This is a genomic window from Halobacillus locisalis (assembly GCF_013694105.1).
GTDB lineage: Bacteria > Bacillota > Bacilli > Bacillales > Halobacillaceae > Halobacillus > Halobacillus locisalis.
This window is the reverse complement of the sequence record NZ_JACEFG010000003.1, coordinates 190769-211980: the sequence shown is the minus strand read 5'-3', so window position 1 is coordinate 211980 and position 21212 is coordinate 190769. Positions and strand designations below refer to the sequence as shown.

At 46.3% G+C, this 21212-nt stretch carries 29 protein-coding genes and 1 riboswitch; of the genes, 15 read left to right on the top strand and 14 right to left on the bottom strand.

The genetic code is table 11. From position 1 onward, the window contains the following. Nucleotides 1–25: 25 nt before the first annotated feature. Both H0266_RS14020 and H0266_RS14015 read left to right on the top strand, forming a co-directional pair. Nucleotides 26–631 carry an alpha/beta hydrolase gene (locus H0266_RS14020; RefSeq protein ID WP_181473056.1) on the top strand — a complete coding sequence of 202 codons (606 nt, stop codon included), beginning with the start codon at nucleotides 26–28 and terminating at the stop codon, nucleotides 629–631. Next, nucleotides 628–1212: an NADPH-dependent FMN reductase gene (locus H0266_RS14015; protein WP_181473055.1), complete on the top strand. Its 585-nt coding sequence runs from the start codon at nucleotides 628–630 to the stop codon at nucleotides 1210–1212. Before H0266_RS14020 ends, H0266_RS14015 begins: the two co-directional genes overlap by 4 nt. A gap of 111 nt (nucleotides 1213–1323) precedes the next feature. Here the strand turns inward: H0266_RS14015 and H0266_RS14010 are convergent, their stop codons facing one another. The 6 genes from H0266_RS14010 to cudC form a co-directional block, all read right to left on the bottom strand. Then, on the bottom strand, nucleotides 1324–2106 hold the full coding sequence (locus H0266_RS14010) for a phosphatidylserine decarboxylase (protein WP_181473054.1): 783 nt from the start codon (nucleotides 2104–2106) through the stop codon (nucleotides 1324–1326). A gap of 73 nt (nucleotides 2107–2179) precedes the next feature. Next, nucleotides 2180–2575 (bottom strand): hypothetical protein, encoded by a 396-nt coding sequence (locus H0266_RS14005; RefSeq protein WP_181473053.1) that lies wholly within the window; start codon nucleotides 2573–2575, stop codon nucleotides 2180–2182. Between the two features lie 93 nt (nucleotides 2576–2668). Further along, entirely contained in the window at nucleotides 2669–3145 is a 477-nt protein-coding gene (locus H0266_RS14000) for a GyrI-like domain-containing protein (protein WP_181473052.1), read from the bottom strand. Further along, nucleotides 3120–3401, bottom strand: coding sequence for a hypothetical protein (locus H0266_RS13995; RefSeq protein ID WP_181473051.1), 282 nt, complete (start codon nucleotides 3399–3401; stop codon nucleotides 3120–3122). Before H0266_RS13995 ends, H0266_RS14000 begins: the two co-directional genes overlap by 26 nt. Continuing rightward, nucleotides 3389–4288, bottom strand: a complete 900-nt coding sequence (locus H0266_RS13990) for a glycine betaine ABC transporter substrate-binding protein (RefSeq protein WP_181473050.1) — start codon at nucleotides 4286–4288, stop codon at nucleotides 3389–3391. Before H0266_RS13990 ends, H0266_RS13995 begins: the two co-directional genes overlap by 13 nt. Before the next feature lie 138 nt (nucleotides 4289–4426). Beyond that, the gene (cudC, locus tag H0266_RS13985) at nucleotides 4427–4978 is read right to left on the bottom strand and encodes a choline uptake/conversion transcriptional regulator CudC (protein ID WP_181473049.1); all 552 of its coding nucleotides are present in this window, start codon (nucleotides 4976–4978) and stop codon (nucleotides 4427–4429) included. Between the two features lie 287 nt (nucleotides 4979–5265). Between cudC and betB the strand changes: the two genes are divergently transcribed. From betB to H0266_RS13965, 4 genes are all read left to right on the top strand, one after another. After that, nucleotides 5266–6738 (top strand): betaine-aldehyde dehydrogenase, encoded by a 1473-nt coding sequence (gene betB, locus H0266_RS13980; RefSeq protein ID WP_181473048.1) that lies wholly within the window; start codon nucleotides 5266–5268, stop codon nucleotides 6736–6738. A 49-nt stretch (nucleotides 6739–6787) separates the two neighbouring features. Further along, entirely contained in the window at nucleotides 6788–8464 is a 1677-nt protein-coding gene (gene betA / locus H0266_RS13975; protein WP_181473047.1) for a choline dehydrogenase, read from the top strand. Nucleotides 8465–8594: 130 nt separating this feature from the next. After that, nucleotides 8595–10118: a glycine betaine uptake BCCT transporter gene (locus H0266_RS13970; protein WP_181473046.1), complete on the top strand. Its 1524-nt coding sequence runs from the start codon at nucleotides 8595–8597 to the stop codon at nucleotides 10116–10118. A 187-nt stretch (nucleotides 10119–10305) separates the two neighbouring features. Further along, entirely contained in the window at nucleotides 10306–10536 is a 231-nt protein-coding gene (locus tag H0266_RS13965) for a hypothetical protein (RefSeq protein ID WP_220127308.1), read from the top strand. Between the two features lie 39 nt (nucleotides 10537–10575). Here H0266_RS13965 and H0266_RS13960 read toward each other — a convergent pair whose 3' ends face one another. The 4 genes from H0266_RS13960 to H0266_RS13945 form a co-directional block, all read right to left on the bottom strand. Beyond that, nucleotides 10576–10821: a hypothetical protein gene (locus tag H0266_RS13960; RefSeq protein WP_181473044.1), complete on the bottom strand. Its 246-nt coding sequence runs from the start codon at nucleotides 10819–10821 to the stop codon at nucleotides 10576–10578. 32 nt (nucleotides 10822–10853) lie between these two features. Next, nucleotides 10854–11045, bottom strand: coding sequence for a hypothetical protein (locus H0266_RS13955; protein WP_181473043.1), 192 nt, complete (start codon nucleotides 11043–11045; stop codon nucleotides 10854–10856). Nucleotides 11046–11117: 72 nt separating this feature from the next. Then, entirely contained in the window at nucleotides 11118–11477 is a 360-nt protein-coding gene (locus H0266_RS13950) for a hypothetical protein (protein WP_181473042.1), read from the bottom strand. 91 nt (nucleotides 11478–11568) lie between these two features. Beyond that, a complete protein-coding gene (locus H0266_RS13945; protein WP_181473041.1) occupies nucleotides 11569–12009 on the bottom strand; it encodes a hypothetical protein in 441 nt (146 codons plus the stop codon). A 212-nt stretch (nucleotides 12010–12221) separates the two neighbouring features. Between H0266_RS13945 and H0266_RS13940 the strand changes: the two genes are divergently transcribed. Beyond that, a complete protein-coding gene (locus H0266_RS13940) occupies nucleotides 12222–12455 on the top strand; it encodes a hypothetical protein (protein ID WP_181473040.1) in 234 nt (77 codons plus the stop codon). Nucleotides 12456–12488: 33 nt separating this feature from the next. Here H0266_RS13940 and H0266_RS13935 read toward each other — a convergent pair whose 3' ends face one another. Then, nucleotides 12489–13046 carry an anaerobic carbon-monoxide dehydrogenase catalytic subunit gene (locus tag H0266_RS13935; protein ID WP_181473039.1) on the bottom strand — a complete coding sequence of 186 codons (558 nt, stop codon included), beginning with the start codon at nucleotides 13044–13046 and terminating at the stop codon, nucleotides 12489–12491. A 169-nt stretch (nucleotides 13047–13215) separates the two neighbouring features. Here H0266_RS13935 and H0266_RS13930 point away from each other — a divergent pair, with 169 nt between their 5' ends. The 3 genes from H0266_RS13930 to H0266_RS13920 all read left to right on the top strand — a co-directional run bounded on the left by H0266_RS13930 (nucleotide 13216) and on the right by H0266_RS13920 (nucleotide 15454). Then, nucleotides 13216–13752, top strand: a complete 537-nt coding sequence (locus H0266_RS13930; RefSeq protein ID WP_425484321.1) for a DUF420 domain-containing protein — start codon at nucleotides 13216–13218, stop codon at nucleotides 13750–13752. 193 nt (nucleotides 13753–13945) lie between these two features. Continuing rightward, entirely contained in the window at nucleotides 13946–14923 is a 978-nt protein-coding gene (locus tag H0266_RS13925) for a sodium:calcium antiporter (RefSeq protein WP_181473037.1), read from the top strand. 57 nt (nucleotides 14924–14980) lie between these two features. Continuing rightward, nucleotides 14981–15454 carry a staygreen family protein gene (locus H0266_RS13920; RefSeq protein ID WP_246364008.1) on the top strand — a complete coding sequence of 158 codons (474 nt, stop codon included), beginning with the start codon at nucleotides 14981–14983 and terminating at the stop codon, nucleotides 15452–15454. A gap of 160 nt (nucleotides 15455–15614) precedes the next feature. On the opposite strand, the gene H0266_RS13915 is transcribed toward H0266_RS13920, so the two are convergent. Further along, nucleotides 15615–16553, bottom strand: a complete 939-nt coding sequence (locus tag H0266_RS13915; protein ID WP_181473036.1) for a nucleoside hydrolase — start codon at nucleotides 16551–16553, stop codon at nucleotides 15615–15617. Between the two features lie 79 nt (nucleotides 16554–16632). Then, nucleotides 16633–16734: riboswitch (purine riboswitch) on the bottom strand. A 228-nt stretch (nucleotides 16735–16962) separates the two neighbouring features. On the opposite strand from H0266_RS13915, the gene H0266_RS13910 reads away from it, so the two are divergent. The 3 genes from H0266_RS13910 to H0266_RS13900 all read left to right on the top strand — a co-directional run bounded on the left by H0266_RS13910 (nucleotide 16963) and on the right by H0266_RS13900 (nucleotide 18885). Further along, nucleotides 16963–17874: an ABC transporter ATP-binding protein gene (locus tag H0266_RS13910; protein WP_181473035.1), complete on the top strand. Its 912-nt coding sequence runs from the start codon at nucleotides 16963–16965 to the stop codon at nucleotides 17872–17874. Next, nucleotides 17871–18656: an ABC transporter permease gene (locus tag H0266_RS13905; protein ID WP_181473034.1), complete on the top strand. Its 786-nt coding sequence runs from the start codon at nucleotides 17871–17873 to the stop codon at nucleotides 18654–18656. Before H0266_RS13910 ends, H0266_RS13905 begins: the two co-directional genes overlap by 4 nt. A gap of 76 nt (nucleotides 18657–18732) precedes the next feature. Further along, nucleotides 18733–18885, top strand: coding sequence for a hypothetical protein (locus H0266_RS13900; protein ID WP_181473033.1), 153 nt, complete (start codon nucleotides 18733–18735; stop codon nucleotides 18883–18885). Nucleotides 18886–18953: 68 nt separating this feature from the next. On the opposite strand, the gene H0266_RS13895 is transcribed toward H0266_RS13900, so the two are convergent. Both H0266_RS13895 and H0266_RS13890 read right to left on the bottom strand, forming a co-directional pair. Continuing rightward, nucleotides 18954–19469 (bottom strand): YcxB family protein, encoded by a 516-nt coding sequence (locus tag H0266_RS13895; protein WP_181473032.1) that lies wholly within the window; start codon nucleotides 19467–19469, stop codon nucleotides 18954–18956. 58 nt (nucleotides 19470–19527) lie between these two features. Further along, complete coding sequence (locus H0266_RS13890) at nucleotides 19528–19725, bottom strand: DUF6199 family natural product biosynthesis protein (RefSeq protein ID WP_181473031.1); 198 nt, start codon at nucleotides 19723–19725, stop codon at nucleotides 19528–19530. Between the two features lie 259 nt (nucleotides 19726–19984). Between H0266_RS13890 and H0266_RS13885 the strand changes: the two genes are divergently transcribed. Both H0266_RS13885 and H0266_RS13880 read left to right on the top strand, forming a co-directional pair. After that, nucleotides 19985–20152, top strand: coding sequence for a hypothetical protein (locus H0266_RS13885; protein ID WP_181473030.1), 168 nt, complete (start codon nucleotides 19985–19987; stop codon nucleotides 20150–20152). 175 nt (nucleotides 20153–20327) lie between these two features. After that, entirely contained in the window at nucleotides 20328–21212 is an 885-nt protein-coding gene (locus tag H0266_RS13880; RefSeq protein ID WP_181473029.1) for an alpha/beta fold hydrolase, read from the top strand.

Sequence of the window (21212 nt, the reverse complement as noted above, 5' to 3'; positions counted from 1 at the left end):
AATCCATAGAATGGAGGGGTAAAAGATGAAACATTTCTTTCATTATAGTGATGAGTCCGCCCATGTCTTTATTCTCCTGCATGGAATGGGTGGTAGAGAGACAGATTTACTGCCTGTTTCTGCACAATTAGATCCGTCGATGTCGGTTCTCGGTATAAGAGGGGAAGTTGGGGAGAAAGGGAATCACCGGTATTTTACTCGCTTAGAGAATGGTTCTTTTGATAAAAAAGAGTTGCAGAATCGGACAGAAGAGATAATCCGTTTTATTCAGAAAAAGGCTGAGAATATCGAACATCTCCATTTAATCGGGTACTCTAACGGCGCCAATATGGCTGCGAGCTTATTGACGTCAGACCCAGATCTGTTCACAAGTGCCCTATTGTTTCATCCTAGTATTTCAACGCATTATCTAGAAAACGGAAATCTCGAAGGTAAAAAAGTATTGATGACAGCCGGTGCGATTGATCAACAAGCACCACCTGGACAAACGGCAGCCTTGAAAAAATTCTTCACTGGATTAGGAGCCTCGGCTTCTCTATCCTTGACCGATCATGGTCATGAATTGATGAAGTCTGAATTTGATGTAGCCGCTGAATGGTGGAAAAGTAATGAGGAGGATGGAGAAGTATGACTGAAAAAAATTTACGTATTGTAACAATTTTAGGCAGTTTAAGAAAAGAGTCTTATAATAAGATTCTATTGCAGGCTATTGCGGATAAGGCCGACCAAAAGTGGGATATCTCGAGTGCAGATATAAGCGAGCTGCCTTTGTTCAATCAAGATATAGAAGCAGATGGTGACCCGGAAGCCGTGACCACTTTTAAAGAGACGATCAAGCAAGCAGACGGCGTTGTCATTGTTACACCTGAATATAATAGTGGCATTCCCGGCGTATTAAAAAATGCACTAGACTGGGGTTCCCGACCTGGCAATTCGTCTGTCTTTATGAATACCCCTGTGGCGATTGCCGGAGCAACACCTGGTGGAGCTGGGACGGCCCTTGCTCAAATGCAAGTAAGGCAGACGCTAGCCGCTATGAATGCGAATGTCATGAGTCATCCGAAAGTATTGGTCGGGGGTGTTCAGAATAAAATCGACTTTGACAGCGGGCGGATAGAGGATTCAAGAACTATTTCACGTCTGGAGGACTTCGTTCACACCTTCACTTCCTTTGTCGAGATGTATCAGCAATCCAGTAAAGCAGGGCAATAAAGCATCTCAAAAAGGTCGTCTAGCCAGCATTTTTCATTTGATTTTTGAAGGCGCTTTTGTGGGGACGGTTCTCGTGTTTGTGATCGAATCACAAACACGAGAACCGTCCCATCATAAACGTTTTACAGCCAATGGCTCCCCAACCCGAACCAAAGAACCACGCTTGACGTTCGGATGCAGATCGACTTTTCCTTTTTCAAATAACAGCACGACCGTCGAACCAAAGGAGAAATAGCCGATCTCTTCCCCTTTTTCAACCTCGGATGAAGGATGGGTAAGTTCAATGGTATTGACCCACATCGCTCCCACCTTCACCAACGCAAACCTCATTCCGTCATCCATTTTCATTTCAGAAACGATTCTATAATTCGTCGATAAGGGGGAATTCCCTAGTGTCATCCCTGTTTTGTTCACAGGAGTGGATTTACCTCCAAGGTCATACTGCTTTTCAACGACCGCCTTACCAGGAGAATGAATACGATGATAGTCTCCTGGGCTGAGATAAAGGACAACGAACAGACCGTCCCGGTAGCGAGCACTCATTTCCTCATGCTTCAAAAGATCTTCTATAAAATACGTGATCCCCTTCACTTCAATCGACGTATCCTCCACTCTCCCGAATTGCTCCACCTTGGCATCTACTGGACTCACAAGTTCATTCACATCCCCCTCGATCGGGCGGGCCTCTTTTTTCAATTTCCGAACGAAAAAATCTTCTAACGAACGGAACTCTCGGCGTTGCTTGTCCAATTCATCATCATCGATACCGAATAGCTTGGCGTATAAAGGAATCACCCACCTGCTTACAGATGACCGACTCATATTGTGAAGCACACCGCCGATCCTTCTACTGTTCAACACGCTAATGATTCCGCGGTACACCTGTTTCTTCACAGTATTCCCCCTCGTCATAGGGACGGTTCTCGTGTTTGTGAACCGATCACAAACACGAGAACCGTCCCCATTGTCACCATATCAACATCACAAGACAGCACACAAATACGATCGCGGTTAGCGGTGTCATCACGAGCTTTTCTTTCTTACTCTTAGAAAAGAAGTTCCCAAACGTATTCAACCCGATAAAAATGGTGATCCCCCACAGCCATGGCGTTGTCGGAACAGCCAATCCATCCGTTATCACCCCCGCGTGTTTTAACAACACATACGCAAACCACAGGAGAATAACGGTCGAAATTAAACTCACCAGCCTCATCGACCTCGGCAACACGCCCTCATACTTCCCTCCCCAACTAAATTCCCCTAAAGGAAAACCAAAAAATAGACACACTTGATAAACCGCCATCACAACAAAGATGATGGCCGCAATAGTCGACGTTAATTGCATCACGCTCTCTCCTGCCATTTAAAGCCCCCTCTTGAAATTACAGCGGGACGGTTCTTGTGTTTGTAGATTATTCCTTGCCACTTCAGCCGAACACGAGAACCGTCCCCATGTTTATTTTATCGGAATCCAAACTTCTTCTACGGCTTGTTCGTCCATAGGGTGATAGGCTTCGGTGAAGCGTTCGAAGTGTTCGCGGTCATCTAACTCATACCCGGAAGACGGAAGCCACGATCCGAATATGTAGCCTAGCGTTTCAGAGAAAGCCTGAGCTGGCCCGTAGTGCAGAAAGACCGCATAGACTCCTCCCACAAGTTCTGTCATCCGCATGCCATGGCTTTCCTCATGACCATCAGACACCTCCACTGCCGCCCATTTTTCAAACGAAACGTCGGCATTGAACTGGGCAGGATTGAATGGTGGGTCGAATCGCTTCATATCGTAGAGATGGTGATCGACTTGATGTGGAATCGATGACCGATTCGGCATAAAACTTTTCCATAACTCTTGCGTCCGGTCTTCGGCAAGCGACATGACGCGAGACTTTCCGACCAACTTTTTTGGCTTAAGATGTACGATTTCCGGCTCCATGACTAATCCCTCCTACATTTTCCTCGACACCTATATTATATACATAAGAACAATAACAAGACTTTAACCGATGATGATCAGGGACGGTTCTCGTGTTTGCATGCTCTTCATTCCCAAACACGAGAACCGTCCCCATGACTGCGCTACATACCAAAGATACGGATAACCTCCCCGAAAGTTTCATAAAAAAGACGGTTCCCGCAGTTTGTGATACCATCACAAACACGAGAACCGTCCCCACGTTTACTTCACCCATTCTCCAATCAAGTCTTCGTTCTCTTCTACCCATTTACGGGCGCCTTCGATCGGATCCTCGGAACCTTCTACATATTCAATGAGCTCACCGATTTGCTTATCGTCCATCTTCCAGTTCTTCAACCATTCGCTCACTTCAGGATAGTCGTCTGCAAATCCTTGACGAGTCGCGTGGTGGATCTTCTCAACGCCACCGAATGTCTCTTTCGGATCCTCAAGGAACTTCAGGTCATGCTTGGAGAATACCCAGTGCGGGCTCCAAAGTGGCGCTACAATCGGTTCCTCGTTTTCTACAGCCTTGTCGATCTCCGCTAACATCGCAGGTTCAGAGCTTGCTAGAAGTTCGTACTCAAGACCGTATTCCTTCATCATTTCTTCCGTCACTTCCATCGTACCTGCACCAGGGTCGAATCCGACGATTTCACTGTTGAACATGTCTTTATTTTCGTTCAAGTCCTCAATGCTGTTGATGTCTTCCAAATAGGACGGAACAATGAGTCCGACTTTGGCATTATCAAACCACGTCGCATCCGAGAAATTCACGCTATCTTGATATTCTTTCAAGTAGTTCGCATCTTGAACCGGCAGCCAGATCTCTAAGCTTGCATCCAAGTCGCCCGCTTCCAACGCTTTCATCGTACTTCCCATGTTCAAGTTGTTCAAATTCACTTCATACCCTTTGTCTTCCAAAATCACTTTCCACATATTCGTAACGGCAATATTTTCAGCCCAGTTGATTTGCCCAATCGACAATTCCTTGTTTTGTTCCTCTGTTTCCGCACCTTCTTGGTCACTCGTTTCTTCCCCACTCGTGCTCCCACATGCTGCCAGGACAGCAATCAATAGAACCACTGAAATCATACTAAGTATTCTTTTCGCCTTGTACATGTTGAATAACTCCCCTTTTACAAAATTTATATCTCAAACGCATTATAAAATATTAAATACGTTAAGAATTTATTTAACAAAAAGTCATAAAGAAGTGCTCTCTTTTTATGAAAGAGGGCATTCTTCATTCAGCCTGTCTTAGTCGCGGCCGTCTTTCGGCAAAAACTCGAAGATTTCACCGCTTCTGATGCTTGCTACCAAATCTTCCAACCAATGATAGTAGGTCTTCGATTCTTCCAGCTGGTCATAATATTTCTTGGCGTTCGCCACAATATCCGGTGTGCTCGCTGGATCCTTGATCGCTTCTATGAAATCTTCCTGCGCTTCTTCGATCGCGTCCAAGTTCATTTTCACTTCACGGTCCCACATCTGACAATAGAACGCCATGAAGGAACGGAAGAAATCTTTCTCTGCGGCATACGTATGTTTCCGTGAACCGCGTGTAAAGGTCTTCTTCACCATTTCGATTTCCTGAAGCCGGCGCACGCTAGTACTCATGCTCGGTTTACTCATGCCGAGTTCTTCGCGCATTTCATCAAGCGTCATCTGATCCTTGAAGTACATCGTCGCATATAAGTTGGCGGCGGCCGGGGTGACCCCGTACAAATCCATCGTCTCGGCAATCGCGCCAATCACCTTATCTTTGGCTTCATCAATCTTGTGCTCGGGTGTTTCGTAAGATTCACTCATATGGTCTCTCCTTCGATCTAAAGTAAACCGTGTTAAATATTTATTGAATTTTCTTCACAGACTTCATGTTAACGTGTTCAGACGAAATGTCAAATAGGATATCGGACATTCTTGGACGCCAAAATTCCCCTTTCCTATATAGTATATCCCTCATGTAAATTCGGGATTCTTTTCAGCTCCTCTCTTTTCCCAGTTCCTTTTGACAACCTCAGAAGGACATGTTACGTTAAGTTTGTTAAATAAATTCTTAATAAACTTAATCCAATCCGAAACAGGAGTTGATAGACGTGAATCTTAAACTACAACATTACATCAATGGTAAATGGGTAGGCGCAGACTCGGAGAATACGCGTACGATTATTAATCCATTCAACCAGGAAGTGATCGCTACGGTTCCTGAAGGGGATGAAACCGAAACGAAACAAGCCATCGCAGCAGCACGCGAAACCTTCGATCAAGGCGATTGGGCGACGACACCAGCGACAGAACGAGGAGCGCTCGTCACAAAAATCGCAGAACTGATTGAACGGGACAAAGAAGAACTCGCTCACCTCGAGTCACTGGATACAGGTAAGACAGTAGAAGAAAGCCGCGGAGACATGGACGATATCGCGGGCGTGTTCCGTTATTACGGAGAGCTTGCGGATAAGAACGGCGGAGAGATGATCGATTCTCCTGTACCGAACTCGATCAGCAAAGTCGTTCACGAACCCGTTGGTGTTTGTGCGCAAATCACTCCTTGGAATTACCCTCTACTCCAAGCGTCTTGGAAGCTCGCTCCAGCGCTTGCCACAGGAAATACATTAATTATGAAGCCGAGCGAAATCACGCCGCTTACGACAATCAAAGTCTTCGAACTAATCGAAGAAGCTGGCGTACCGGCAGGCGTTGCCAACCTCGTTCTTGGAGCAGGCGCAACCGTCGGCCATGAATTATCAAGCAGCACTGACGTCGACCTGATTTCATTCACCGGAGGCATCGAAACAGGCAAGAAAATCATGCAGACCGCAAGCGTGAACGTGAAGAAGCTTGCACTTGAGCTCGGCGGGAAAAACCCGAACGTCATCTTCGCGGATGCGGATTTCGATTTGGCTGTCGACCAAGCGTTGAACGGCGTCTTTTTCCATGCGGGACAGATCTGTTCAGCAGGTACCCGACTCATCGTCGAAGAAAGCATTCATGACGATTTTGTCAAAGCGCTTGTAGAACGAGTGGAAAACTTCAAGCTCGGCAGTGGCTTTGAGGAAGATACTCAGATGGGGCCACTGATTTCAGCTGAACACTTGGCGAAGGTAGAGAAATATGTAGAAGCAGGGATCGAAGAAGGCGCGACGGTGGCCATCGGTGGCAAACGTCCGGAAGATCCTGAATTACAAGACGGATTCTTCTATCTGCCTACGATCTTCACAGACTGCACGACCGACATGAACGTCGTGCAAGATGAAGGATTCGGACCGGTCATTACGGTGGAGAAATTCACGACGGAACAAGAAGCTGTAACGCTTGCGAACGACTCGATTTACGGCCTTGCTGGCGGCGTGTTCACAAACGATATCGCGAGAGCAGAACGCTGTGCCGCGAAAATGCGCATGGGAACAGTTTGGATCAACGAATTCAACCTGTACTTCCCGCACGCCCCGTGGGGTGGATATAAGCAGTCTGGAATCGGACGCGAACTTGGCAAGCTAGGTATCGAAGAATACACAGAAACGAAGCATATTTTCCAGAACTTGAAGCCTGAACCGATCAACTGGTTCTAAGCTATCGAACTTTTATTCAAATAGATCACACATCAAGGAGGAATTACACATGACGGAATCATACGATATCGTAATTGTTGGTGGCGGTAGTGCGGGGTCTGTACTCGGCAACCGCCTTAGTGAAGATGGAAAGAAGAGCGTTCTGATTTTAGAAGCAGGACGTAGCGATTATAACTGGGACTTACTGATTCAAATGCCGGCGGCCCTGCCATTCCCAGCAGGTAAAAGCCTGTATGACTGGAAATACGAATCAGACCCTGAACCTTATATGAACGGACGCCGCATCAAGCATGCGCGCGGTAAGGTACTCGGCGGTTCAAGCTCGATCAACGGCATGATCTATCAGCGCGGAAACCCGATGGATTACGAGCGTTGGGGATCTGATGAAGGTATGGAAAACTGGGATTTCAAACACTGCCTTCCTTATTTCCAACGTCTAGAAAATGCATTGGAATCACCAGATGATGACCTTCGCGGCCACGACGGACCGATCAAACTTGAGCGCGGACCAGCGAAGAACCCTCTATTCCAAGCGTTCTTCGACTCAGGTGTAGAAGCAGGTTACAACCGCACGCCTGACGTGAACGGCTTCCGCCAAGAAGGCTTCGGACCGTTCGATAAGCACGTCTACAAAGGCCAGCGCCTGTCCGCTTCCCGTGCCTATCTTCACCCGGTCATGGACCGCAAAAACCTGACCGTAAGAACGCGTGCGTTTGTGCAAAGCATCGACTTCGATGGCACACGCGCGAAAGGATTGACGTACAAGCGAAACGGTAAAACGCATCAAGTCGAAGCAGGCGAAGTCGTCCTAGCCGGCGGTGCCATCAACACGCCACAGCTGCTTCAACTATCCGGTGTTGGGGACGCGAAACACTTGAAATCCCTTGGCATCGACCCGGTTGTCGACCTTCCTGGGGTAGGCGAAAACTTGCAGGACCACCTTGAAGTGTATGTCCAGCACGCTTGTCCAGTACCTGTTTCTGAACAACCGAATTTAAATAAAGCCCGTATGCCGTGGATCGGACTGCAGTGGATGTTGGGACGCACAGGTCCAGCAGCAACCAACCATTTTGAGGGTGGCGGTTTCGTACGCTCAAACGACGACGTTGACTATCCGAACCTCATGTTCCACTTCCTTCCGGTCGCGGTACGTTACGATGGTCAAAAAGCGCCGACCGATCACGGATTCCAAGTCCACATCGGACCAATGTACTCCGATGCTCGCGGATCCCTTAAGATCAAATCGAAGGACCCGAAAGAGCACCCAAGCATGGTGTACAACTATCTTTCAACGGAACAGGATAAACGCGAATGGGTCGAAGCGATCCGCGTGACGCGTAACATCATGTCCCAACCAGCGATGAAGCCGTACAACGCAGGCGAAATTTCCCCTGGTCCAACGGTTCAAACCGACGAAGAAATCCTGGAATGGGTCAAAGAAGACGCCGAAACAGCGCTTCACCCGTCTTGTACAGCCAAAATGGGACCAAAATCAGACCGCATGTCTGTTGTTGACCCGAACTCAATGAAGGTTCACGGCCTCGATAACGTACGAGTAGCTGACGCTTCTGCCATGCCTTACGTAACAAACGGCAACATCCACGCACCCGTGCTGATGTTGGCAGAGAAAGCAGCCGACCTGATCCAAGGTCGCAAACCACTCGACCCAATCGACGCCGACTACTATCGCCACGGCGTCCACGCACCCGACGCCGGAACAGTTTGATCATGGGGACGGTTCTCGTGTTTGGGATGTCGACTTCGTCGCATCACCAAACACGAGAACCGTCCCTTCGTTTTGCATAAAATCCATCCCTGTTCATGATAATAGAGAGAAAGCTTTATTATGGAAGGGGATGCCGACCGTGAAAGGGAACTTCACTACGGTTTTCAAAATATCTGCAGCCATCATGCTCGTGCTTGTCATCTTCGGCGTAGCCTTACCCGATGCCCTTGAACAGACCACAGCGAATGTCAGGGCGTTCATCGCCAACAAGCTTGGCTGGTATTATTTAATTGTCGTCACGATTTTTCTCATCGTCTGTTTGACCTTTTTGCTCACCCCACTCGGGAGGATCAAACTTGGCAAAACGGACGAAAAACCTGAATTCTCGAGGCCGACCTGGATTGCGATGTTATTCAGTGCAGGGATGGGAATCGGAATTGTCTTCTGGGGAACGGCGGAACCGATCAGTCACTATGCGCTCAGCTCACCGACCGGCGAAACGGGCACTGATCAAGCCATCAAGGATGCCATGCGGTTCACCTATTTCCACTGGGGCATCCATGCTTGGGCAATTTACGGGATTGTGGCGCTTGTCTTGGCGTACTTCAATTTCCGTCATGGCCACGCAGGACTGATCAGCGCAACATTAAAGCCTCTTATCGGGGAAAAAGCGGCGGAAGGAATTCCGGGGAAAGTCATCGATATCCTCGCCGTGATTGCGACCGTCATCGGTGTCGCAACAACGCTCGGCTTCGGCGCTGTTCAAATCAATGGCGGGCTATCGTACTTATTCGATATCCCGACAGGCATTTTGATCCAATTTATCATTGTCGCCATCGTGACCGTTTTATTCATGATATCGGCCTGGACCGGTCTTGGAAAAGGAATCAAAATCCTCAGCAACGCCAACATGGCCCTCGCAGGTCTGTTATTCTTACTCGTTTTTGCGATGGGACCGACGATGTTCATCTTGAACATCTTCACGAACTCCCTCGGCTCGTATTTACAGCACCTGCCGCTGATGAGCTTTCGCATCGCTCCTTTGAATGAAAACACGCGGGAATGGATAAACGCTTGGACCATCTTCTACTGGGCGTGGTGGATTGCCTGGTCCCCATTCGTCGGCGTATTTATCGCGAGGGTTTCACGCGGTCGCAGCATCCGTGATTTCGTCTTCACCGTGCTGATCGTGCCGTCCGTCATCGGCTTTTTATGGTTCTCGACATTCGGCGGGACCGCGATTTCATTAGAGCATAACGCCATTGATACCATTTCTTCGCTTGCGACAGAAAAAGCTCTGTTCGGCGTTTTTGACAACATTCCATTGGGATTGATCGCTTCCATTGTCGCCATGTGTCTGATCGGAACCTTTTTCATTACTTCAGCGGATTCCGGCACATTCGTATTAGGCATGATGACGACCGGGGGATCCGAAAATCCGAGCACGACCATCAAACTGACATGGGGCGTCCTGTTATCCGCAACCGCCCTTGCGCTTCTCTACACAGGAGGACTGCAAGCCTTACAGAACACCATGATCATCGCCGCTCTCCCTTTCTCGATCATCATGCTCATGATGATGATCAGCTTCATCAAATCCATCTACAAAGAAGGAAGAGAACTCGGAGTCGGCCGCTTCAACCCAAAGAAATAGACATGGGTAGACATGGGGACGGTTCTCATGTTTGGTGATATCGACTACGTCTCATCACCAAACACGAGAACCGTCCCTTCGTTTTATGCTATGATAGAGAGAAAACATCCCCTCATGTAAGGAGGTATCAGACGTGGACCGGAACAACGAAGAGGAAGTAATCCGGAATTATCAAAAAGGCGAGAAGATGATGATTTTGCTATTTGCCCAGTGGTGCATCAATCATGACCTGGATCCCGTAGACATTTACCAACAGGCCTATCCCTATCAGGCCAAAAACACCGAACTGATCGACGCGCTCGAGCTGACGGTTTCGAAAAAGGAATCGGATCACATTGATTCTGAAACATTGCTGGACGTTCTATCGATGTACGGCAATGATGACCTGGCTTTTGTCGTGTCGGAATACATAAAATAAAGGGACGGTTCTCGCGTTTGTGGTGTCGACTTCACTACATCACAAAACGCGGGAACTGTCCCTTTTTTCCCATTTCTCCATAATAAGATAATCCCTCGTTTTCACAACCTCAACACTATGTTCTTCACAAAATTTCTGAAGCGCATCATAGGCTTCCGGTGATTTGAACACGACAAGTCTTATATTCATCCCGCTCTTCCGCTTCACCACGGCCGCCTTCTCCTTCCAACTCACACGGAAGAATTTAACGCGTGGAATCTCCTCTGGCTGCACTTCTAACTTCAAAACGGTCCACTTCCATAGGGAAATGCGATAGCTCAGAGAATGAGAGTCAATTTGAAACGAGAAGCGCAAAGCCCGAAAAGCATGGCGATCAGTAAATAGAGTCCATACCTTCCTATTCTTCCGAGCAGCGACTCTCCTCCTACACCACTCGTCTCCAGTATGATAATCGGAGCCAGCAAAGCAGCCATCATCGGAATTCGTTTCGGATACATATCGTACGTCATTGGTATGCCTCCTTTTCATGGGGACGGTTCTGCTGTTCGGAGCAGGACATAATCAGCTACTCCCTCAAGCCCTTACTTTACTCTTTCAACCTCCGTAACCAGATACGGCTTCCCCAAATCCTTCTCTTCAATCGTCACAACTATCGAGTCTCCACCCTCAATGTCTTCTTCCTTTAAGTAATTCATGGCATCCTGCGAGACATCTACATCGAACAACACATCTCCTTGAGAAACTTGGATATAGTTATCCATGCCAACGTACCCCTGAAGCACTACACTAGCTTGACCTGTCACTTTCCTATCCATATAGCTAATTTCTTTCTCAGGTTCAGATTCACCTTGTGTTTCCGACGGCAATAGAATGATGCCTCCCCAAACCACAGAAGCAACTACCGCTCCAAACAATCCACCCAAGAGCTGATTCTTCATCATCCCTACAGACCTCCTCTACGCGGGGACGGTTCTCGCGTCTGAAACCTCCCTCACCAAACACGAGAACCGTCCCCATAAATGCCCATAAATGCTACGAATGAACGATCGGTTTAAATCCACCTAACTCCACTAACTCTTCTCTACCATTCACCTTCACAATAAAATAGTCTTCCTGATCGGTAGCCGATATGTTTTCGACTTTTAAGCCTTTACTAGAATAGAACTCCACAATTTCATTTCTTTCTCCTTCAGAAACTCCATGAGCGCTCATTGCTTTTACTTGGTTCCCATCATCACCTGACAAAATCTCAGATTCTGAAGCAGTCGAGCTTGATGCTCGAATCATTATGTCCCCCTGATTATAAATCCCCTGTAATAACCGGATCACCTCGGAGAACCCAATAAACACAATTCCACTTACCACACCAGTAAGCAATAAAGATAAATCAAACATAATTCCTGTAACAATCCCAATGGTGATCATAAAGAACCCGACAGCAAAAATAGCAGAAGCAACTTTATTTTCTTTCAATCAAATTCCTCCATAATATGACTTCAAAGAACTATTTTCAGTGTACCAACCATAGCTAATATTTACCATATCATACTCACTTCTCTATTAATCGATAAAACCTTATAGGTTACGTCATTTTAAATCGACAAACGCCCTCCCTTAAGCGATTATCCACTCCCTTTCATTTATGGTAGATTAGAGACAAACCATAAAAGATGAGGTGGGATGATATGCGTATCGTAATCTTATTCTTATTACTTGGCGGTCTCGGCATTTCTTATTACGCTCTCTTCAATCAAGCATTTGCAGCGAATCACATGGAATCGTTAGGGATAATTTTCGTTTCCTCCATTGCGCTCGCAGGATTCCGAACCATGAAGAAAGGTCAAAAAACAGAAGGCTCCCTTTACATTGGTGTTTCCATACTCCTGTTCTCTCTAGTCGTAATCGGCCTATTTTCATAGAAAAAACAATCTGCCAAAACACAAGAACCGTCCCTATGATTCAAGCTGCGAGCGGATCTCGTCGGCAAACGGAACCTGATCCGCTACCACAAAACGCCACTGCTGCCGCATCAAAAACGCCTGTCTTTCCCTTAACGCATTCATTTCCAACAAATCTTCCATAGACCTAGCATCCGGTTCCACCTCACTTTTCGCAAGCTGATTGTAATAATGCCTGGTAAACTCCTTTTCCGTACAGTCATTCACACGCATAAAATGCCTTTTCAACTTCCGCATCACCCGGTCTCGCACCTTCCTATCCTTGATCCTCAGCACCGCATGATGAAAATGCTTCAAATCATGACAAGACTTACACAACGACTGAATCTCTTTTAAAATCAACAAGAAGGCTTCCTCATCATAGTCCCAGACTTCATGAGCATGAAGGTTATCTGGATCATGCTTTCCACATATCTCGCACATGTGACCGCTCCGCTCATGAACATGGTTCCGTACCGCATTCCACAAAGAACGGGGAATCGCCTCCCTGACCGTATTGTACTGCGCATAACTCGGCTTCCCTATCTCAATCGTCAATCGAAACTCATCCATCTACAAACCTCCTTTTTCATGGGGACGGTCCTCGTGTTTGGTAGCTTCGCAACCAAACACGAGAACCGTCCCCACACAAACAATTGTTACTAAATCTGTCACGTCTCCCTAGTGAAATCCTCCTCCGAGTTTACTATACTAAAAGGGAATGACTTCATAGAGATGGAGGATTAATGTGACTACAAAGAAAGAATTCAACTATGTCCCATGGGTTGTCGGATTATCGATTGCCATCAACGCCATCGTCGTCGCCCTATTATTCATACCGAAACTCGAACCGCAAACCGGCTTTGACGTAACGATTCTACCGCTATTAAATGCCGTGTTGAACTCGTTTACGTTCGTATTCCTATTAGCCGCATTATATATGATTCTTAAGAAAAACGTCCTGTGGCACAAACGATTCATATTCGCTGCCTTCACCACAACGGCCTTATTTCTTGTTTCATATCTAACTTACCATTCCATGGCATCCTCGACGTCCTACGGCGGAGAAGGCATCATGCAAACAATCTACTACTTCATCCTTATCACGCACATCGTGCTCGCCGCGCTGATTGTCCCACTAGCTCTCCTGACGCTTGCACGCGGACTCACGATGAAAGTAGAAAAGCACCGCAAAATCGCACGCTGGACGATGCCACTATGGTTATATGTCAGTTTAACAGGTGTACTCGTCTACTTAATGATTTCACCTTATTACTGACCACAGAAAGACTCCCTAGACCAGGGAGTCTTTTTTCGTGGGGACGGTTCTTCTGTTTGGTAGCTTCGCCACCAAACACGAGAACCGTCCCCACAAAAACCAACACCAAAACCCAAGGGATATCTCCATCAATCAAGCATACATTTATATGGACAAGAACTTTGGAGCTGAAATGGCGGAGAGGAGTCCATGCATGATCTATATCATCTTTTTCATAGCCGCGTTGCTCGTCGTAACAGCGGCCGTTTTCATCAGTCAATCAGGAGATGTCATCAGCAAGAAAACCTCGTTGAGCGGGGCTTTGGTCGGCACATTCCTGATTGCTGGCGCCACTTCCCTACCTGAACTCACCACGAGTCTGACTGCCATTTATATAGACAACCCTGATATCGCCGTAGGGAACATGCTTGGCAGTAACGTCTTCAACTTGCTGATCCTGGCGATGGTCGATGTCCTTTACCGCAAACACCGTTTCTTCCATAGAATCAATCCAAACGACAATATCCCGATTGCCATGATCGGGCTCACTTTTCTAATCGTCATCATCGCGACATTACTCACGCCCGTTACCGTTCAAATTTTCGGCATTGGCATTGAAATGTTCATCATTGTCACGCTCTATATTCTTTATATTCGATACCTCCCGAATAGTCATGGTGAGGAGGAATCCCTTCCCACAAAAGATATGAGCCTGAACTCGGCGATTACTCTATTCGTTGTGGCAGCCATCGTCGTTTTCCTATCCGGCAGCATTCTGTCCTTAGCGGGCGATAGAATTGCAGAGATTTCCGGTCTAGATTCGAGCTTCATCGGAGGCTTCCTGATAGCGGCGTCAACCTCTCTTCCAGAACTCGTCACGGTCCTCGCCGCCTTCAAACTAGCAAACTACAATATGGCAATCGGCTCGATTCTTGGCAGCAACATTTTCAACATCAAACTGCTCGTCCTGACCGATGTCTTATACCGAAAAGGACCCATTTTAAAATCGATTCAAGAATCGCATCTTTACATCGCCTTGCTCAGCGTTTCCATGACACTATTTGTCCTATACCTTTTACTAGGACGACCAAACCAAAACCACCGTTCCATCAGTCAATGGCGATACATCATGCCCTCCGTCCTCATGATCATCATCTATTTCGCCGTATCTTACATGCTATTCAGAGCGTAGACGCCGAGCATAGGGACGGTTCTCTTGTTTGGTGAACCAACTAGCTAATCTATCCAAATGAAAGAGGTGAACATGATGAGCTTCCATCCAGAAAAATTGTCGGTAACCCTCATCCCTCCCGCCACCAAAATCGAACCGATCGAGAACAGAAAATACACCCTGACCCACTCGGACACAACGGGAGAATTGTTTCTGAGTACAGGGACCGAATATGATATAGCCGCCATCAATCCCGTCATGCGGGATGAAGTCATCGCCGAATGGATGAAAGACGATCAGAACCGTTATTATCTGGCCGGAAAAGCACACGTGGACGGTACGAACATGGACAAATCATCCTCGATGATCCGCTTCAATGTCTTCAAAAAAGAGATGGAGACGGCACTCAAGGGGATCACCTACGGAGACCGAGCTTTTTTCGCTGAATATCCAACTCTGCAGGATGCCCCGATCTACATCCAATACGAATCCATTTATCCAAAATACAACCAAACCTTCTACTACGGCACGCCAAGACAGTACTTAACGTAGGGACGGTTCTCATGTTCGGGCACACATCCCAAACACGAGAACCGTCCCTACGAAAAAGAATGCCTCCCCGTGGCGGTTACAGGGAGGCATTCTTACACAATCAATAGATTAAATTTTTACGTTTTTCACTGCAAACAGAAGAACCGCCATTTTTCATGAACTATTCTTGTCTAGAAAGATCCGTTACATACTCGAAGAACGCTTCACGATCCACTTCATAAACGAGGTTCACTTCACGACCGTCCTCTGACAACTCCGTTCTTCCCTGGCTAACACCTGAATCATGTACGATACTCTTCACCGTTTTCTTCTTCACAAGGTCTTCTTTTCCTACCGTTGTCGTCGTCAGTACGTCCCATAGGAAATAGGTGGAGTTCGTGTGATTATGAACGAGTGGCGGCACCATCGCATAACATTGACCAAGAAAATCGATCCCTAGGTCTTTGCGTTCTGATGCCCATTTTTGGCGGACATCCAACGTCAATGGGACCATGTTTGTACTCTCCAAGGCGACGAGATCAATGACGATCGAGCTGTCCCAAACGCGCTTAGCTGCTTCAGGATCCCAGAAAACATTCCATTCAGCCGTTCCGTCATGCTCAGGCTCTTCCACGTTTCCAACCTCAAGAAACGTTCCCCCCATCCAGACGAGCTTCTCAATTTTCTCTTCAATATCCGGCGCTTGATCAAGGGCGCGAGCCAAATCCGTCAACGGTCCGATGAACACGAGAGTCGTCGGATCTTCTGTTTTTCTAAGCGTTTCAATCAGATGCTCATGGGCAGGCATGTCAGCGAGTGGCGCATGAATCTCTCCTTCTTCATTCAAAAGGGGTAGCGCATCTACGTAGAACGCATGCATACGCCACTCCTTAGGGAACGCGTTCACCCCACGCGAGTTCGATGCTGCTACTTCCACCGATTTTCCATGCCCGAAACGATCGATGATCTTACGACTTGCATAAGCGGCTGGTTCTAAATAACAATCGGCCGGAATCACACCGACACCGGTCAATTCAACATCATCCATCTGTAATAAAAGGAAAAGCGAGATGAGATCATCGACGCCTCCATCGTGGTTCAAATATACATTCTTCTTCATACTAAACTTCCATCCTCTCTTGTGTATGCACGAATAAAAAAAGACCTCTTTCCCGTCATTAAAAAAGGAAAGAGGTCTCGCCGCGCGATTCTTTCCTTATAGTCCAGCTTTGCACGGCAGCTAGGTAGAGACTTGTGGGCCATCTTTCCACATATATATAAGGAATGCTGATTAATTTGAACTTCATTCTAGCAGAGAGTACAGCAAGAGACAATGGAAAAAACATGGGGACGGTTCTTGTGTTGGATTCTCCCTCAAACACGAGAACCGTCCCCATGCCTTACATTACTATATATTCCACATTAACATCATCTACATAATTGATTGTTGGGTTGATTCTAACAAACATTCTGAAACCTTTCCACCACCGAATCCGTAGTAAAATTATTGAATAAAAGGAGTTGATTTCTTGTCAGCTAAACCACTCGTCATCCGCAATTTATCGAAATCATTTAAGACAAAGAAGATCATCGAGGACTTATCCTTCGAATTGGATAAAGGGAAAATTTACGGCTTCCTTGGCCCGAACGGTGCCGGAAAAACAACTACGATCCGTATGCTTGTCAGTCTTCTCCATGCAGACCAAGGGGAGATCACCGTAAACGGGTTTGATTTGAACACAGAACGAAGCAACGCCCTCTCAAGAATCGGAGCCGTTGTCGAGAACCCGGAAATGTACAATCTGATGTCCGGCATGCAGAATTTGAATCACTTCGCCCGCATGCACAAGCCGAAGATTTCCGAAGAACGAATCAACGAGCTAGTCGAGTTTGTAGAATTGAAGGGTGCCATTCACGACAAAGTGAAAACGTACTCCCTCGGGATGAAGCAAAGACTCGGGATTGCGCAAGCCCTTCTCCACAAACCGAACGTCCTCATCCTGGATGAGCCTACGAACGGCCTTGATCCGAAAGGCATAAGACAGCTACGGAAATACCTTCGCACACTGGCGAGAGATGAAGGGGTTACGGTACTCGTTTCCACTCACCTGTTGTCAGAAACAGAATTGATGTGTGATGAAGTCTTGATCATTCAAGACGGAAAGTTCGTCAAGCAATTTTCCATGGACGAGGATTCATCTGAGCAGACGGTAAATGCCTTATTCCGCGGTCCATCTAATCAAGAGCTGATTCCTCTCTTGGAAGAGTTCGGAACCGTTGAAGAAGAGGAAAAATACATAGTCGTCTCAGGCATCCAGCAAGAACAAGTGCCGACTATCATCCAGACCGCTGCAGAACGCGGAATCCTACTCTATGAAGTCATTTTGAAAGATACACTGGAAGATCAATTCTTAGAATTGACAGGAGGCGAAAGCGCATGAATTCACTGATCTATAACGAACTGATTAAGACATGGTACCGGAATGGTGTGAAATGGTTTCTCACTGTACTCATCGGCTTATACATCATTGTCGCCATTTCCCTACGATTCTTTTTGAATGAAAACTCCATTCCGACCGCTGGATCGTTCCTACTCACTTCCCAAACGTTCATCAATGGAACCATCCTTTTATTCTATGGCGTCATCATCACGACTTCCTCCATCACGAGCGAGTTTCATAAAGGAACGATCAAACAGCTGGCCATACGCCCTATTCCACGTTTTAAAGTGCTAGCATCCAAATTGATCAGTGGCTTTATCTCTCTGATCTCACTGATGGTCGTCTTTAATGTGATCATCTACCTTGTGTCCGTATTATTATTCGATGCATCCAATGCATCCGAAAGTTTACTCGTGACGACTCTGACAAGCTGTCTATACCAAATTCCCGTTTACGTGTTCTACTTGGCCCTGTCCGTTATTATCGGGACTTTGTTCAAAAGCACCACCATCGCTGTTGTCTTGTTCTTCGTCATTGATACAGCGGGCGGTATGATCACAGGCCTATTCAGCATGTTAGAATGGAATGCAAGCTACTTCATTTACCCGAACCTCATGCTTGAAGTTTATAGTGACAATACACTCATCAGCAGCCAAACCATGCAAGGAATGATAGCAGGAAGCGGAGAAGGCCTCTTATTCTCCCTCACCATCATCCTTATCTACTCCCTTGCATTAGGATCCATCGGTTTTTACCGATTCCAAAAGCAAGATATCGCATAACTTTATAAGGGGACGGTTCTCGTGTTTGAGACCAAACACGAGAACCGTCCCCAACCTAAAAAAGGAGGAGAACACTATGGATCACCCGACACGTGAAGAATTTGAAAGCTTGAAAAGAGAAGTCGAACAACTGAAAAAGGCCAAAAGCAAAGTGAACACCGAAATCACGAGTATCATCGCCGGATCCGCCATTGCCATCACCGCCATCATCGGCATCTTTTGGTTATAATCAGGCAAATGATAATAGGGGAGGTACATGTGCTTGGTCTTGCCCATAGCACATGTACCTCCCCTACTTTATGCCTTAGAAATGGTGATACGTTCATGAACAAATTGATTAAAACGTTCTTGTTGCTTTTCCGTCTCAAAGAACCTTTTCGGTAAAACAATCGCCTTCGTCTTCGACACATACAAAACGAACATCTCCTCGTACTCATAGACCGAGACAAGGTCACTCCATTCGAAATAATTATAGGACTTCTCCGTTGTCAGATGAATTCCATCCTCACGAAAGGCATACGTCATTGTTTTTTTAAGCTTTGGATCACTATGATAAAGTTTCGACGATCGGCGATGTACACCCAAATTCATGACCCCTACGATGAAACCCGCAGGAATCAACGAAAATACCAGCGCCCAAAAGAGTTGCGTGAACCAGATCGCGTCAATCACATTGAAAATCATCAGAGTGAATAGGATCAATGTAGCGATGAAAAAGCCCCTTCTCAATTTCTTCGTATGGTAATGGTTATACGTTTTGAACTCTTCAAAGCTGAGTACACCCTCAACGGATACCCCCTTATCCTCCTTCATAAAAATCCCCCTACTTAAAGTTGACCTGTAACAATCAAAACTGCTTGCCAAATCACAATCAATTAAAAGCATCTATTATTCCAATCATACCTATTACTATAAGAATAACGGAGATAACCCTCGAAGAATATTTATAAAACGTTGAGGGACCCTCTGCATCAACGCTTGACCTCCAACTATCCCCGATCAACCACATCGTATAGGGAGAAACGATGCCCCAAATCCCTATCGCTAACAAGAACAACCCTACGAACATCAAAACCCCTCCTTCCTTATTCCACTACAAAGTATCATCCTCCAATATCAGATGTTTCTTCCTATCTACTACGATCCGAAAATTAACCAGGTTTCAAGATATACCCTTTTACCAAATGCTTCTCTCCAATAACGAGGCAGTTCTTCAGATAACCTTAACTTAAGTCAATGCTTTCACGACGCACTCCTTGTATCATGAAGACAGTATTGAAAACAAGCTAATAAAAAGAATGTTACCCAAAATGGAGGAGGCGATCAGCTTGGACTTGTTTTTATTCATTTCCTTCATTGTTGCTTTGACCTTTATTTTCTTATATTTCGTCATGCGATACGACTTCAAAAAGAAAGCATTAGAGGTAGAAGAAAAGAAACTTGATTTGGAAAAGAGAAAATTAGAACTCAAGGAAGAACATCAAGACGAAGAGTAAGTTCATAGGGACGGTTCTTCTGTTCGGAAAGGAAAATCAAACAAGAGAACCGTCCCCAAGCTTGTTATGGCCACATTCCCCCCCCTCAAAAAATTTCTAATGACATCTGAAACCTACGCCTGATTCATCCGTAGAAAAGATACAGAGGAATACTTTAAAAGATGGAGTTGGTCATGTGAGGAAGAAACGACTGTACCTAGTCATGCTTAGCATTCTCCTCTTGATAACAGGCTGTTTCAATCAAGAGAAAGAACAACGAATCGTATCAAAGGAAAAGTACACCTTGAAAGAAACAGCATTAAGCAAAGATGTGGAAGCAGAACGAATTGAATACATAAGTGACGGATTGAAAGTCGTCGGATACATCGTTAAACCGAAAGAGGTGGAAGGAAAGCTTCCACTCATGATTTTCAACCGGGGCGGGAACAGAGAGTTCGAAAAACTAGGCGATGATCTCCTGTCCGTTTACCTTCCCTACTGGGCCAAACAAGGCTATGTCGTCCTCGCTTCCCAATATAGAGGGAATGATGGAGGGGAAGGACAAGAAGAGTTCGGAGGTTCGGATGTGAATGATGTATTGAACTTAGCCGAAGTGGCAAAAGAACTTCCCTACGTGGATCAGGACCAAAAAGTGATGCTGGGCGTTTCACGGGGTGGCATGATGACCTACCTGGCCATCAAAGAAGACATGGACCTTCAAGCTGCTGCAGTGATGGCTGGTGCCACAGATTTAATCACCCTGCATGAAAATAGAGGCAAGAGAATGAAGGTGATACTCCAGGACCTTGTAGGAGATGTAGATGAGGATCAAAAAGAATACCAAAAACGATCCGCCGTTAATTGGGCTGACCAAATAGATGTTCCGACCTTGATCATCCATGGCGCTGAAGACCGGTTGGTTCCGGTTGAACAATCAAGAAGACTAGATCGTAAGTTAGAAGAATACAAAAAAGACTATAAATACGTCGAATACCCAGATGCCGCCCATTCTATTGCCACTCATCATGAACGGTCATCGAAGGAAATTCAAAACTGGTTCCAAACCCACTTGGATGATTAA

Excerpts from the sequence above, each read along its gene's own strand:
- H0266_RS14020 (WP_181473056.1), top strand. The coding sequence starts at position 26 with ATGAAACATTTCTTTCATTATAGTGATGAGTCCGCCCATGTCTTTATT.
- H0266_RS14015 (WP_181473055.1), top strand. The coding sequence starts at position 628 with ATGACTGAAAAAAATTTACGTATTGTAACAATTTTAGGCAGTTTAAGA.
- H0266_RS14005 (WP_181473053.1), bottom strand. The coding sequence starts at position 2,575 with ATGGCAGGAGAGAGCGTGATGCAATTAACGTCGACTATTGCGGCCATC.
- H0266_RS14000 (WP_181473052.1), bottom strand. The coding sequence starts at position 3,145 with ATGGAGCCGGAAATCGTACATCTTAAGCCAAAAAAGTTGGTCGGAAAG.
- H0266_RS13995 (WP_181473051.1), bottom strand. The coding sequence starts at position 3,401 with ATGGGTGAAGTAAACGTGGGGACGGTTCTCGTGTTTGTGATGGTATCA.
- H0266_RS13990 (WP_181473050.1), bottom strand. The coding sequence starts at position 4,288 with ATGTACAAGGCGAAAAGAATACTTAGTATGATTTCAGTGGTTCTATTG.
- cudC (WP_181473049.1), bottom strand. The coding sequence starts at position 4,978 with ATGAGTGAATCTTACGAAACACCCGAGCACAAGATTGATGAAGCCAAA.
- betA (WP_181473047.1), top strand. The coding sequence starts at position 6,788 with ATGACGGAATCATACGATATCGTAATTGTTGGTGGCGGTAGTGCGGGG.
- H0266_RS13970 (WP_181473046.1), top strand. The coding sequence starts at position 8,595 with ATGCCGACCGTGAAAGGGAACTTCACTACGGTTTTCAAAATATCTGCA.
- H0266_RS13965 (WP_220127308.1), top strand. The coding sequence starts at position 10,306 with ATGATGATTTTGCTATTTGCCCAGTGGTGCATCAATCATGACCTGGAT.
- H0266_RS13955 (WP_181473043.1), bottom strand. The coding sequence starts at position 11,045 with ATGACGTACGATATGTATCCGAAACGAATTCCGATGATGGCTGCTTTG.
- H0266_RS13950 (WP_181473042.1), bottom strand. The coding sequence starts at position 11,477 with ATGATGAAGAATCAGCTCTTGGGTGGATTGTTTGGAGCGGTAGTTGCT.
- H0266_RS13940 (WP_181473040.1), top strand. The coding sequence starts at position 12,222 with ATGCGTATCGTAATCTTATTCTTATTACTTGGCGGTCTCGGCATTTCT.
- H0266_RS13935 (WP_181473039.1), bottom strand. The coding sequence starts at position 13,046 with ATGGATGAGTTTCGATTGACGATTGAGATAGGGAAGCCGAGTTATGCG.
- H0266_RS13925 (WP_181473037.1), top strand. The coding sequence starts at position 13,946 with ATGATCTATATCATCTTTTTCATAGCCGCGTTGCTCGTCGTAACAGCG.
- H0266_RS13920 (WP_246364008.1), top strand. The coding sequence starts at position 14,981 with ATGAAAGAGGTGAACATGATGAGCTTCCATCCAGAAAAATTGTCGGTA.
- H0266_RS13915 (WP_181473036.1), bottom strand. The coding sequence starts at position 16,553 with ATGAAGAAGAATGTATATTTGAACCACGATGGAGGCGTCGATGATCTC.
- H0266_RS13905 (WP_181473034.1), top strand. The coding sequence starts at position 17,871 with ATGAATTCACTGATCTATAACGAACTGATTAAGACATGGTACCGGAAT.
- H0266_RS13900 (WP_181473033.1), top strand. The coding sequence starts at position 18,733 with ATGGATCACCCGACACGTGAAGAATTTGAAAGCTTGAAAAGAGAAGTC.
- H0266_RS13895 (WP_181473032.1), bottom strand. The coding sequence starts at position 19,469 with ATGAAGGAGGATAAGGGGGTATCCGTTGAGGGTGTACTCAGCTTTGAA.
- H0266_RS13890 (WP_181473031.1), bottom strand. The coding sequence starts at position 19,725 with ATGTTCGTAGGGTTGTTCTTGTTAGCGATAGGGATTTGGGGCATCGTT.